8 protein-coding genes are annotated in these 13,325 nt (G+C 60.4%); 5 read left to right on the top strand and 3 right to left on the bottom strand.

The window, feature by feature from the left end; all coding sequences use genetic code 11:
- Positions 1–207: 207 nt before the first annotated feature.
- Entirely contained in the window at positions 208–3,696 is a 3,489-nt protein-coding gene (gene smc / locus RMV17_RS09390; RefSeq protein WP_311886330.1) for a chromosome segregation protein SMC, read from the bottom strand.
- A 2-nt stretch (positions 3,697–3,698) separates the two neighbouring features.
- Positions 3,699–4,358 carry a GntR family transcriptional regulator gene (locus RMV17_RS09385; protein ID WP_108226630.1) on the bottom strand — a complete coding sequence of 220 codons (660 nt, stop codon included), beginning with the start codon at positions 4,356–4,358 and terminating at the stop codon, positions 3,699–3,701.
- 268 nt (positions 4,359–4,626) lie between these two features.
- On the opposite strand from RMV17_RS09385, the gene xdhA reads away from it, so the two are divergent.
- The 4 genes from xdhA to guaD all read left to right on the top strand — a co-directional run bounded on the left by xdhA (position 4,627) and on the right by guaD (position 10,767).
- On the top strand, positions 4,627–6,081 hold the full coding sequence (gene xdhA, locus RMV17_RS09380) for a xanthine dehydrogenase small subunit (protein WP_311886329.1): 1,455 nt from the start codon (positions 4,627–4,629) through the stop codon (positions 6,079–6,081).
- Positions 6,074–8,473 carry a xanthine dehydrogenase molybdopterin binding subunit gene (gene xdhB, locus RMV17_RS09375; RefSeq protein ID WP_311886328.1) on the top strand — a complete coding sequence of 800 codons (2,400 nt, stop codon included), beginning with the start codon at positions 6,074–6,076 and terminating at the stop codon, positions 8,471–8,473. The genes xdhA and xdhB overlap by 8 nt, the downstream gene beginning before the upstream one ends.
- Positions 8,474–8,591: 118 nt before the next feature.
- Complete coding sequence (gene xdhC, locus RMV17_RS09370) at positions 8,592–9,449, top strand: xanthine dehydrogenase accessory protein XdhC (protein WP_311886327.1); 858 nt, start codon at positions 8,592–8,594, stop codon at positions 9,447–9,449.
- Between the two features lie 13 nt (positions 9,450–9,462).
- On the top strand, positions 9,463–10,767 hold the full coding sequence (gene guaD, locus RMV17_RS09365) for a guanine deaminase (protein ID WP_311886326.1): 1,305 nt from the start codon (positions 9,463–9,465) through the stop codon (positions 10,765–10,767).
- 182 nt (positions 10,768–10,949) lie between these two features.
- Here guaD and RMV17_RS09360 read toward each other — a convergent pair whose 3' ends face one another.
- Entirely contained in the window at positions 10,950–11,714 is a 765-nt protein-coding gene (locus RMV17_RS09360) for a GntR family transcriptional regulator (protein ID WP_007918375.1), read from the bottom strand.
- A 358-nt stretch (positions 11,715–12,072) separates the two neighbouring features.
- Between RMV17_RS09360 and RMV17_RS09355 the strand changes: the two genes are divergently transcribed.
- On the top strand, positions 12,073–13,263 hold the full coding sequence (locus tag RMV17_RS09355) for a benzoate/H(+) symporter BenE family transporter (protein ID WP_311886325.1): 1,191 nt from the start codon (positions 12,073–12,075) through the stop codon (positions 13,261–13,263).
- The last annotated feature ends 62 nt before the right edge of the window (positions 13,264–13,325 follow it).

Below are 13,325 nucleotides of genomic sequence, written 5' to 3'. Positions count from 1 at the left end.
AAACCGCTTTAAAACGTGGCGCCAACTCTATGTTCTGACAGGCGTTTTGCCCACGTATACGAAAAATTGACATTAAACTAGCACGACCAAAGACAACTTTACACCGTCTGTCGAAATCGCTGCGCAAATTGTGGGCTCGCTTCGCTCAGGCTTCGAGCCGTAAGCTTCTAGCTTGTAGCTCAAAGCTTGTCGCTAGAAGCTGCGCCGCTAGGCGTCCACCATCGCCATCGCCTCCTCGACATCCACGGCTACCAGTCGCGAACAACCCGGTTCATGCATCGTCACGCCCATCAACTGCTCAGCCATTTCCATGGCGATCTTGTTGTGGGTGATATAGATGAACTGCACGGTCTGCGACATCTCTTTGACCAAGCGTGCGTAGCGTCCAACGTTAGCGTCATCCAGCGGCGCGTCAACTTCATCGAGCATGCAGAACGGCGCCGGGTTCAATTTGAAGATGGCAAACACCAGTGCCAGCGCGGTCAGGGCTTTTTCCCCGCCGGAGAGCAAATGGATGGTGCTGTTCTTCTTCCCTGGCGGCTGCGCCATGATCGTTACCCCTGTATCGAGTAGATCTTCGCCCGTCAGTTCCAAATACGCGCGCCCGCCACCGAAAACTTTTGGGAAAAGCGCCTGTAAACCGCCATTGATCTGATCAAAGGTATCTTTGAAGCGATTACGGGTTTCCTTGTCGATCTTGCGAATGACGTTTTCCAGGGTCTCCAGTGCTTCGACCAGATCGGCGTCCTGCGCATCCAGATAACGTTTACGCTCGGATTGTTGCGTGTATTCATCGATGGCCGCGAGGTTGATCGCACCCAAGCGCTGAATCCGCGCATTGATGCGTTCGAGTTCTTCTTCGGCTTCGCGTTCACTGGCTTGCGCGGTTAATGTCGCGAGCACGCCGTTGAGATCGTAGCCGTCTTCGAGCAATTGATCCTGTAGAGCCTTGCGGCGCACGGTCAGGGCTTGCCATTCCATGCGTTGCTGTTCGAGCTGGCCACGAATCAACTGCGATTGCTGCTCAGCCTGAGTCCGGCGTTTTTCCGCGTCGCGCAATTCGCGATCGGCGTCTTCGAGGGCGATCTGCGCGGTCTTCAGCTCTTCGTCGACGGTCATGCGCTTATCGAGCAACTCTTCGAGTTTCAGGCGCAGCTCTTCCAGCGGCGCCTCGCCCTCCTCCAGGTTCAGACTCAACTGTTCACGCTTTTCGGTGAGGCGCTCGGCCTGCATTTCCAGACGCTCCAGCGCCTGACGCGTGGAGTCGTGCTGCGCGCGCAACGAGCCGAGACGCACGGCCAATTGATGCGCGTGATCCTTGTGCTGCCGCGCTTCCTGACGCACACGGTCGAGGCGTTCGCGCAGGCTGTCGCGCTGGGCCAGCAGCAACTCACGCTGTTCGGTGTCCAGCGCCATGGCATCCAGCGCTTCCTGCAATTGCATGCGCGCTTCGCCGATCTGTTCGTGCTCGAGTTCGCGTTGCTCGCCGAGTTCGACCAGCTCCTCATCGAGACGAGTACGACGCAGGGTGAGCTGTTCAGCCTTGGCTTTACCGGCGGACAGTTGCGCTTTCAACTCGCCTTGCTGACGCGCTTCGTCTTGCAGCAAACGACGCAAATGCTCGCGGCCGTTTTCCTGCTGACGCTGTTGCGCGCGCAGGGTTTGCAGACGGGTTTCCATGGCCTCGACCGTGGCTTCTTTCTCTTCGCGCTCGAGGTGCAGCGCTTCGATTTCCTGGCCACGGGCGAGCATGCCGCTTTCCGCTTCGCTGGCCCGTCGTACGCGTAAAAAGTGCCGACCGACCCAGTAACCGTCGCGGCTGATCAAACTCTCGCCAGCGCTCAACTGCCCGCGCAAAGCCAAGGCCTGCTCAAGGCTGTCGACCGGTTTGACCTGACCGAGCCACGGCGACAGATCGATCTGCGCGTCGACTTTATCCAGCAAGCTGCCCGCCACACGCACGCCATCGCTGGCCGGGCTGAGCAGGCGCAGATCGCCTTGGGTGAATCCGGACAAATCGAATCCGCTGAAGTCGTCGACCAGCACCGCTTGCAGATCGGCGCCGAGCACGGTTTCCACCGCCAGCTCCCAACCCGCCTCGACCTTCAGGCCTTCGGCCAGACGCGGACGCTCGGCGAGGTTGTGTTCCTTCAGCCATTCGGCGGTGCCGGTGCCCGGATCGAGCGCGGCTTGCTGCAAAGCTTCGAGGGACGCCAGGCGACCGTTGAGCCGCTGCAGATCACCCTGCGCCTGCTGCTGCGCGATCAGCGCTTGCTGCAATTCCTGACGCAGTTGTTCAAGCTTTTCGACCTGCGCTTCCTCACTGGTCTGCAAATCTTCGAGCGTCGCTTCGGACTCGGCGAGCTGCTCATTGAGTTCCATGATCGCCGCGTCTTCCGGATCAGCCGAGAGCAACGCGCGTTCTTCACCGAGACGTTTCTGCCGATCAGCCAGACGCTCCATGCTGGTTTCCAGCTGCTGGATGCGCGACTGCTGGACTTCGGCCTGACGACGCGGTTCGGCAGCGGTCAGGTTGAAAGCGTCCCACTGCTCCTGCCAGCCGTGCATGACGGATTCGGAATCTTCCAGCGCGGCAGCAGCCTCTTCGGCGGCAGCGCTGGTGACTTCCTGCTCGGGGGTGAGCATGTCCAGCTCTTCGCCGAGGGTCAGCAGCAACGTGCGGTCGTGGCCCAGGTGCGACTCGGTTTCCAGACGGGCGCGCTCGGCCTCTTTCAAGTCGTCCTGCAACTGCCGCAGACGCTGCTGGCCGTGCTGGATGCTCTGCTCGACCCGGGCGATGTCGCCGCCGACCGAATAGAAGCGCCCTTGCACCAGATTGAAGCGCTCGGACAGGTCATGGTGACCGTCGCGCAGGCGCTCAATGGCCGCGTCGGCATTGCGCTGCTCGGCGACCAAGGCTTCGAAACTGACTTCCTGGGTGCCGATGATCGACTCGCGCTGGCCAACCTGATCATTCAGATCCTGCCAGCGCAAGGCCGACAGTTGCGCCTTGAGCTGGCGTTCTTCAGCTTTGAATTCCTGATACTTCTTCGCCGCTTCGGCCTGGCGGTGCAGGCGTTCGAGTTGGCGCTCCAGCTCATCGCGCAGGTCAGTCAGACGCGCGAGGTTTTCATGGGTGCGGCGGATACGGTTTTCGGTCTCGCGGCGGCGCTCCTTGTACTTGGAGATGCCGGCGGCTTCTTCGATGAAGTTGCGCAGATCTTCCGGCTTGGATTCGATCAGCTTGGAGATCATCCCCTGCTCGATGATCGAGTAGCTGCGCGGGCCGAGGCCGGTGCCGAGGAAAATATCGGTGATGTCGCGACGCCGGCATTTGGTGCCGTTGAGGTAATACGTGGTCTGGCTGTCGCGGGTGACTTTACGGCGAATCGAAATCTCGGCGTAGGCGGCGTACTCGCCCAGCAGCGTGCCGTCGGAGTTGTCGAAAACCAGCTCGATACTCGCTTGACTCACCGGTTTGCGGCTGGTCGAGCCGTTGAAGATGACGTCGGTCATCGACTCGCCACGGAGGTTCTTCGCCGAACTCTCGCCCATCACCCAGCGTACGGCGTCGATGATATTCGACTTGCCGCAACCGTTCGGCCCGACGACCGCCGCCATGTTACTGGGGAAGTTCACCGTGGTCGGGTCGACGAAGGATTTGAATCCCGCCAGTTTGATGCACTTGAGCCGCACGCTTAGGCAACCGTCAGCGCGGAAACCACCAGATCGCAGCTGCGCTGGGCGTAAGCCGTCAGCACGATGCGGATCTGTGGCAAATCACGGGCGAGCACGGCGGCCAGCAGGCGTTCGAACAGTTCGAGGAACTCGCTCATTGAGGCCTTGCGCTGTTCGAGGGCGAGGAAGTAGGCGCGGCTCATCGCCGGTTGCAGGTTCTCGACCGTTTCTTGTAGGTACGGATTGTTGGCGAACGGATAGGCCGCGCGCATCACGCTGAAACTGTCGTCGACGAAGCTGCGGATGTCCTGACGCTCGTAGCTGGCGGTCAGGCGCTGCTGGATCTGCACGAACGGCGCCATGTCCGACTGCACTTGCCAGCCATTGGCTACCGAATTGCCGAGCAGGATGTACAGCTCGCTCATCAGCGTGCACAGGCTCTGCACCTTGTGCGGCGTCATTTCGGTGACGTGCGCACCACGACGCGGCAGGATCGCGATCAGGTGACGGCGTTCGAGGATCAGCAAGGCTTCGCGGACCGAGCCGCGGCTGACATTGAGGGCCAGCGTGACCTTCTGTTCCTGGATGCGCTCTCCCGGCTTCATTTCGCCACGAATGATGCGTTCGGCGAGGTGGTGAGCGATTTGCTCGGCGAGGCTGTCCGGCGCCTTGAACGTCATGGTTGTCCTTCAAACTCTATCGATCTGCACAAGCGGCGCAGTGTAGCGCAAATGCACGGTCATGGCGGAGTGCCCACTCAGCGGTTTTTGGCACGATTCCCGCAAAAAAGCAGGGTGACCAATGAAGGTCAATACTGAATAGACACGTTGTTGATCGACGAAATGCTTTTTCCTGACCTTTAAGTCAGAAAACCATTGACCGAAAAGTCAGACCTGCTAAATTCGGCTCAAGTCGGTTAACAACAATAATGAGTCTGCGAGGCCTTCCGTGATCCAGTTTTTACTTAACCAGGAACTCCGTAGCGAGCACGCCCTGGACCCGAATCTGACTGTGCTCAATTACCTGCGTGAACACGTGGGCAAGTCCGGCACCAAAGAAGGTTGCGCCAGTGGTGACTGCGGCGCCTGCACCGTGGTGGTCGGCGAGTTGCAAACGGATGACGAGGGTCGCGAACACATTCGCTATCGCAGCCTCAATTCGTGCCTGACGTTCGTCTCGTCGCTGCACGGCAAACAACTGATCAGCGTCGAAGACCTCAAACACAAAGGTGAACTGCACAGCGTGCAAAAAGCCATGGTCGAGTGCCACGGCTCGCAGTGCGGTTTCTGCACCCCCGGTTTCGTCATGTCGCTGTTCGCCCTGCAAAAGAACAGCGATGCACCGGATCACGCCAAGGCTCACGAAGCGCTGGCCGGCAACCTCTGCCGTTGCACCGGCTACCGGCCGATTCTGGCGGCTGCCGAGCAATCCTGCTGCGGCAAGCAACCGGATCAGTTCGATGCCCGCGAAGCGGAGACCATCGCGCGCCTCAAAGCCATCGCCCCGACCGATATCGGCGAACTCAACAGCGGTGACAAGCGCTGCCTGGTGCCGCTGACCGTCGCTGATCTGGCCGATCTCTACGACGCTTACCCACAAGCGCGCCTGCTCGCTGGCGGTACCGATCTGGCACTGGAAGTTACCCAGTTCCACCGCACCCTGCCGGTGATGATCTACGTCGGCAACGTCGCGGAAATGAAGCGCATCGACACCTTCGAAGACCGCATTGAAATCGGTGCCGCCACCGCCCTCTCCGACTGCTACGAAGCGTTGAACGCCGAGTACCCGGACTTCGGCGAATTGCTGCATCGCTTCGCCTCGCTGCAAATCCGCAATCAGGGCACCCTCGGCGGCAACATCGGCAACGCCTCGCCGATCGGTGACTCGCCACCGCTGCTGATCGCTCTCGGCGCACAGGTTGTGCTGTGCAAGGGCGAAACCCGCCGCACCCTGAACCTCGACGATTACTTCATCGACTACAAAGTCACGGCCCGTCAGGAAAGTGAATTCATCGAAAAGATCATCGTCCCGCGCACCACGGCTGAACAGTTGTTCCGCGCCTATAAAGTGTCGAAGCGTCTGGACGATGACATCTCCGCCGTCTGCGCCGCGTTCAACCTGCGCGTCGAAAACGGTGTGATCACCGATGCGCGCATGGCCTTCGGCGGCATGGCCGCGATCCCGAAACGCGCTGCCCACTGTGAAGCTGCGCTGATCGGTGCGCCGTTCAACAACGCCGTGGTCGAACGCGCCTGTGCCGCACTAGCGGAAGATTTCACGCCGCTTTCGGACTTCCGCGCCAGCAAGGAATATCGCCTGCTCAGCGCGCAGAACCTGCTGCGTAAATACTTCATCGAACTGCAAACACCGCACATCGAGACTCGGGTGACCGCTTATGTCTAACCATCACGGCGTAGAAAAAACCCAAGCTGAACTGGCTGAACTGTTCGCCAAGGACCTGACCTCCGGTGTCGGCCGCAGCGTCAAGCACGACAGCGCCGCCAAGCACGTGTCCGGTGAAGCGCAGTACATCGATGATCGCCTGGAATTTCCGAATCAGCTGCACCTGTATGCACGCATGTCGGACCATGCCCACGCAAAGATCATCAGCATCGACACCGCGCCGTGCTACGCCTTCGAGGGCGTGCGCATCGCCATCACTCACGAAGACGTGCCGGGCCTGAAAGACATCGGCCCGTTGATGCCGGGCGATCCGCTGCTGGCCATCGATGATGTGCAATTCGTCGGTCAACCGGTGCTCGCCGTCGCCGCGAAAGATCTGGAAACCGCGCGCAAAGCGGCGATGGCCGCGATCATCGAATACGAAGATCTCGAGCCAGTGCTTGATGTGGTCGAAGCCCTGCGCAAACGCCACTTCGTCCTCGACAGCCACACCCACCAGCGCGGCGACTCCGTTTCTGCGCTGGCCACGGCTGAACACCGCATCCAAGGCACGCTGCACATCGGCGGTCAGGAACACTTTTACCTGGAGACGCAAATCTCCTCGGTAATGCCGACCGAAGACGGCGGCATGATCGTCTACTGCTCGACGCAGAACCCCACCGAAGTGCAGAAACTGGTCGCCGAAGTGCTCGACGTGTCGATGAACAAAATCGTCGTCGACATGCGCCGCATGGGCGGTGGTTTCGGCGGCAAGGAAACCCAGGCAGCCAGCCCTGCATGCCTGTGCGCGGTGGTCGCGCACCTCACCGGCCAGCCGACCAAGATGCGCCTGCCGCGCGTCGAAGACATGCTGATGACCGGCAAGCGTCACCCGTTCTACGTCGAGTATGACGTCGGCTTCGACAGCACCGGACGCCTGCACGGGATCAACATGGACCTGGCCGGCAACTGCGGCTGCTCGCCGGACTTGTCCGCGTCGATCGTTGACCGCGCGATGTTCCACTCCGACAACTCGTACTACCTCGGCGATGCGACCATCAACGGTCACCGCTGCAAGACCAACACCGCGTCGAACACCGCTTACCGTGGTTTCGGCGGCCCGCAAGGCATGGTCGCGATCGAAGAAGTGATGGACGCGATTGCCCGTCACCTGCAACTCGATCCGCTCGCCGTGCGCAAGGCCAACTACTACGGCAAGACCGAACGCAACGTCACCCATTACTACCAGACCGTCGAGCACAACATGCTCGAGGAAATGACCGCCGAACTGGAAGAAAGCAGCCAGTATCACGAGCGCCGCGAAGCGATCCGTCGCTACAACGCCAACAGCCCGATCCTGAAAAAAGGCCTGGCGCTGACCCCGGTTAAATTTGGTATTTCCTTCACCGCGAGTTTCTTGAACCAGGCCGGCGCGCTGATCCACATCTACACCGACGGCAGCATCCACCTGAACCATGGCGGCACGGAAATGGGTCAGGGTCTGAACACCAAAGTCGCGCAGGTCGTGGCCGAAGTGTTCCAGGTTGAAATCGATCGCGTGCAGATCACCGCGACCAACACCGACAAGGTGCCGAACACCTCGCCGACCGCCGCCTCCAGCGGTGCTGACTTGAACGGTAAAGCGGCGCAGAACGCGGCAGAAATCATCAAGAAACGTCTGGTCGAATTCGCTGCGCGTCACTTCAAAGTCACTGAAGAAGACGTCGAGTTCCACAATGGCCACGTGCGTGTTCGCGACCATATCCTGACCTTTGAAGCGCTGATCCAGCAGGCGTATTTCAATCAGGTGTCGCTGTCGAGCACTGGCTTCTACAAGACCCCGAAAATCTACTACGACCGCAGCCAGGCCCGTGGCCGTCCGTTCTACTACTTCGCCTTCGGCGCGGCGTGCTGCGAAGTGATCGTCGACACCCTGACCGGCGAGTACAAGATGTTGCGTACCGACATTCTGCACGACGTCGGCGCCTCGCTGAACCCGTCCATCGACATCGGTCAGGTCGAAGGTGGCTTCATTCAGGGCATGGGCTGGCTGACCATGGAAGAGCTGGTCTGGAACAACAAAGGCAAGCTGATGACCAACGGCCCGGCCAGCTACAAGATCCCGGCCGTGGCGGACATGCCGCTCGACCTGCGCGTGAAACTGGTGGAAAACCGCAAGAACCCGGAAGACACGGTGTTCCATTCCAAGGCTGTCGGTGAGCCGCCGTTCATGCTCGGGATTGCCTCGTGGTGCGCGATCAAGGATGCCGTGGCGAGCCTCGGTGATTACAAGCATCAGCCGCAGATCGATGCGCCGGCGACGCCGGAGCGGGTGTTGTGGGGGTGTGAGCAGATGCGTCAGTTGAAGACTGTAAAAGCGGTTGCAGCTGAAACCGAGTTGGCTCCGCTCTAGGACCGAGGCGCGGCCATTCGCGAGCAGGCTCGCTCCCACATTTGGAATGCATTTCCCTGTGGGAGCGAGCCTGCTCGCGAAGAGGCCCGAACAGACAACGATGTTGTAGGGGTGACATATGTACAACTGGATCGACGCCCTCGCCGACCTGCAGAACCGGGGCGAACCCTGCGTTCTGGTAACGATCATCGAAGAACTCGGCTCGACGCCACGCAACGCCGGCTCGAAAATGGTCATCAGCGCCAATCAGAGTTTCGACACCATCGGTGGCGGGCACCTGGAATACAAAGCCATGCAGATCGCCCGCGAAATGCTCGCCAGCGGTAAGCAGGACACCCATCTGGAGCGCTTCAGCCTCGGCGCCAGCCTGGGCCAGTGCTGCGGCGGCGCCACCGTGTTGCTGTTCGAACCGATGGGCCAGGTGCAGGCGCAGATCGCCGTGTTCGGGGCCGGCCACGTTGGCCGCGCCTTGGTGCCGCTGCTCGCCAGCCTGCCCTGCCGGGTGCGCTGGATCGATTCGCGCGAGGCCGAATTCCCCGAACAGATCCCCCACGGCGTGCGTAAAATCGTCGCCGAAGAGCCTGTGGATGAAATCGATGAGCTGCCCGCCGGCAGCTACTGCATCGTCATGACCCACAACCATCAGCTCGACCTTGAACTCACTGCCGCGATTCTCAAGCGCAACGACTTCGCCTACTTCGGCCTGATCGGTTCGAAGACCAAACGCGCCAAATTCGAACACCGTTTACGTGATCGCGGTTTCGACAGCGGCGTCGTGCAACGCATGCGCTGCCCGATGGGCATCGGCGAAGTCAAAGGCAAACTGCCTGTGGAAATCGCCATCTCCATCGCCGGCGAAATCATCGCCACCTACAACGCCAACTTCGGCCAGCAGACCGCCAGCGCCGAACCGATTGCCAAACTGCTGCCGGTTTCGCGGCGCAGTCAGGCGACCAAACTCAAAGCCTCAAACTGATTAGAGAACCCTCATGCCTCTGACTCGCAAAGCCTACCGCGCCGCCATCCTGCACAGCATCGCCGACCCCGCCGAAGTCGGGATCGAAGCCTCCTACGAATATTTCGAGGACGGCCTGCTGGTGGTCGATGGCGGCAAGATCAGCGCCCTCGGCCACGCCAGTGATTTGCTGCCGACCCTGCCGGCGGACATCGAAATCGAGCACCACAAAGACGCGCTGATCACCCCAGGCTTCATCGACACCCACATCCACCTGCCACAAACCGGCATGGTCGGTGCCTACGGCGAGCAACTGCTCGACTGGCTGAACACTTACACCTTCCCGTGCGAAAGCCAGTTCGGCGACAAGGCCCACGCCGATGACGTCGCCGACATTTTCATCAAGGAACTGCTACGCAACGGCACCACCACCGCGCTGGTGTTCGGCAGCGTGCATCCGCAGTCGGTGAACTCGTTCTTCGAAGCGGCCGAGAAGCTCGACCTGCGGATGATCGCCGGCAAGGTGATGATGGACCGCAACGCGCCGGACTACCTGACCGACACCGCTGAATCGAGCTACGTCGAAAGCAAGGCGCTGATTGAGCGCTGGCACGGCAAGGGTCGTCTGCACTATGCGGTCACTCCGCGTTTCGCGCCGACCAGCACACCGGAACAACTGACCCTTGCCGGGCAACTGCTGACCGAATACCCGGATCTGTACATGCAGACCCACATCAGCGAGAACCTCAAGGAAATCGAGTGGGTCAAGGAGCTGTTCCCGGAGCGTAAAGGCTACCTCGACGTTTACGATCACTACCAACTGCTCGGCGAGCGCTCGGTATTTGCCCACGGCGTGCACCTGTGCGACGACGAATGCGCGCGACTGGCGGAGACCGGCTCGGCGATCTCGTTCTGCCCGACCTCGAACTTCTTCCTCGGCAGCGGCCTGTTCAACCTGCCGATGGCAGAGAAGCACAAACTGAACGTCGGCCTGGGCACTGACGTCGGCGGCGGCACCAGTTTCTCGCTGCTGCAAACGCTGAACGAAGCGTACAAGGTGATGCAACTGCAAGGTGCGCGACTGAGCCCGTTCAAGTCGCTGTATCTGGCGACACTGGGCGGTGCGCGAGCGCTGCGTCTGGAAGACAAGATCGGCAACCTGCAACCGGGCAGCGACGCTGACTTCCTGGTGCTGGATTACAACGCGACGCCGCTGCTGAGCTACCGCTTGAAGCAGGCCAACAACATTGCCGAGTCGTTGTTTGTGTTGATGACGCTGGGCGATGACCGCACGGTGCAACAGACGTATGCGGCGGGTGCTTTGGTGCATCAGCGCTAAGTTTTTTCCAAGGCATAAAAAATCCCCCGGTAGTGTGCACCCCGGGGGATTTTTGTTGCCTGTCAGATTGCTATCGCTGGCAAGCCAGCTCCCACAGGTTTCTCGATGTATCGCAGATTTGGTGAACCCCACAAATCCCTGTGGGAGCTGGCTTGCCAGCGATTGGGTCGACTCGGTCTAAGTTAGAGCTTGGCCGCTGGACGCCCCGGCTTCTTGGTCTGCAACAAATGCGAGAACACCGCATGCAGATCATCCGACGCACCTTCCTCATCGAGGTTGAGCTTGCTGTCGATGTGATCCATGTGGTGCATCATCAAATTCACCGCCAGCTCACCGTCGCGTTTCTCGATCGCATCGATCAACTGCGTGTGTTCGTCATACGAGCAGTGCGAGCGGTTGCCGCTTTCATACTGGGCAATGATCAGCGAGGTCTGCGAAACCAGACTGCGCTGGAAGCTGATCAGCGGGGCGTTCATCGCCGCTTCCGCTAGTTTCAGGTGGAATTCGCCCGACAGACGAATACCGGCGCCGCGATCGCCACGAGAAAAGCTGTCGCGCTCGTCGTTGACCATCTGGCGCAATTCGGCGATCTGCTCGGCGGTGGCGTGTTGCACCGCCAGCTCGGTGATCGCACGTTCGACCAGACGACGAGCGAGAAACACCTGACGCGCTTCTTCAACGCTCGGGCTGGCGACGACGGCGCCACGGTTCGGCCGCAACAGCACCACGCCTTCATGGGCCAGACGCGAGAGCGCGCGGCGAATGATGGTGCGGCTGACCCCGAAGATTTCCCCCAGCGCTTCTTCGCTCAATTTTGTACCGGGCGCCAGACGCTGTTCGAGGATGGCCTCGAAGATATGCGCGTAGACAATATCGTCCTGGGTTCCGCTGCGGCCGGCTTTGCCTGCTCGCGGTTGTTTCTTGAGGGGTTGCAACTGTTCGTTCATGGGCACTCGAGTCGGGAGAACTGCGGCGAATAGACCGTGACTGTAATACGGCACAGTAGGTCGCTGGCAAGTATCGCGTAAAAAACAGCGCGATTGTACACAATGGAAGGTGGCAACACGACTGTACGGCTGTTTGTGACTTCGGCTGTATTGCAACGATCCGTTACGAATGAGTTTAGGCTTGATCGCAGAATCCGCCGAATGACTGTGATCCCCTGTGGGAGCGAGCCTGCTCGCGAAAGCCATTTCACATTCAATATGAATGTTGACTGACACACCGCTTTCGCGAGCAGGCTCGCTCCCACATGGGTTCTTTGTTGTGGCGGGGATCTCCATTGGTATAAGGAACACCGCCGTCATGAACGACGCCACCCACACTCAACTGCGCCCACTGGCCGATACCTCGCCCTCGGCGATCGTCGCCGGTTTCATCGCGATGATGACCGGCTACACCAGCTCCCTGGTGCTGATGTTCCAGGCCGGGCAAGCCGCGGGCCTGACCAGCGGGCAGATTTCTTCGTGGATCTGGGCGATTTCGATCGGCATGGCGGTGTGTTCGATCGGTCTGTCGCTGCGCTATCGCACGCCGATCACCATCGCCTGGTCGACACCCGGCGCAGCGTTGCTGATCACCAGTCTTGGCGGTGTGAGTTACGGCGAGGCCATTGGCGCCTACATCACCTGCGCCGTGCTGGTGACGATCTGCGGGCTGACCGGCAGTTTCGAACGACTGGTGAAAAAGATTCCGGCCTCGCTCGCAGCGGCATTGCTGGCAGGGATTCTGTTCAAGATTGGCAGCGAAATCTTCGTCGCCGCGCAGCACCGCACCGGGCTGGTGCTGGGGATGTTCTTCACCTATCTAGTGGTCAAGCGCCTGTCGCCGCGTTATGCGGTGCTCGCCGCGCTGCTGATCGGCACCGCGCTATCGGGCTTTATGGGCTTGCTGGATTTCAGCGGTTTTCATCTGGAGGTGGCGACGCCGGTGTGGACCACGCCGCACTTCTCGCTCGCGGCGACGATCAGCATCGGCATTCCATTGTTTGTAGTGGCGATGACCTCGCAGAACATGCCGGGCATCGCCGTCCTGCGCGCCGACGGCTACACCGTCCCGGCATCGCCGCTGATCACCACCACCGGCATCGCCTCGCTGCTGCTGGCGCCGTTCGGCTCCCACGGCATCAACCTGGCGGCGATCAGCGCGGCGATCTGCACCGGGCCGCATGCCCATGAGGATCGCAACAAGCGCTACACCGCGGCGGTGTGGTGCGGGATTTTCTACGGGATTGCCGGGGTGTTCGGCGCCACGTTGGCGGCGTTGTTTGCCGCGCTGCCGAAGGAACTGGTGCTGTCGATTGCTGCGCTGGCGCTGTTTGGTTCGATCATCAATGGTTTAAGCATTGCCATGACCGAGGTGAAGGAACGGGAGGCGGCGTTGATTACCTTTATGGTCACGGCGTCGGGGCTGACGCTGTTTTCCATTGGTTCGGCGTTTTGGGGGATTGTGGCCGGGGTTTTGACTTTATTGATTTTGAATTGGCGTAAAGCTTAAGGTCAAAAGCCCCTCATCGGAACGCCGCCCGCCTACCCCTCTCCCCGGGGGAGAGGGGACTG

The sequence above is a fragment of the Pseudomonas sp. VD-NE ins genome, assembly GCF_031882575.1.
GTDB lineage: Bacteria > Pseudomonadota > Gammaproteobacteria > Pseudomonadales > Pseudomonadaceae > Aquipseudomonas > Aquipseudomonas fluorescens_BZ.
This window is presented reverse-complemented; position numbering and strand designations above follow the sequence as displayed.

Excerpts from the sequence above, each read along its gene's own strand:
- RMV17_RS09360 (WP_007918375.1), bottom strand. The coding sequence starts at position 11,714 with ATGAACGAACAGTTGCAACCCCTCAAGAAACAACCGCGAGCAGGCAAA.
- xdhB (WP_311886328.1), top strand. The coding sequence starts at position 6,074 with ATGTCTAACCATCACGGCGTAGAAAAAACCCAAGCTGAACTGGCTGAA.
- guaD (WP_311886326.1), top strand. The coding sequence starts at position 9,463 with ATGCCTCTGACTCGCAAAGCCTACCGCGCCGCCATCCTGCACAGCATC.
- RMV17_RS09355 (WP_311886325.1), top strand. The coding sequence starts at position 12,073 with ATGAACGACGCCACCCACACTCAACTGCGCCCACTGGCCGATACCTCG.
- RMV17_RS09385 (WP_108226630.1), bottom strand. The coding sequence starts at position 4,358 with ATGACGTTCAAGGCGCCGGACAGCCTCGCCGAGCAAATCGCTCACCAC.
- xdhC (WP_311886327.1), top strand. The coding sequence starts at position 8,592 with ATGTACAACTGGATCGACGCCCTCGCCGACCTGCAGAACCGGGGCGAA.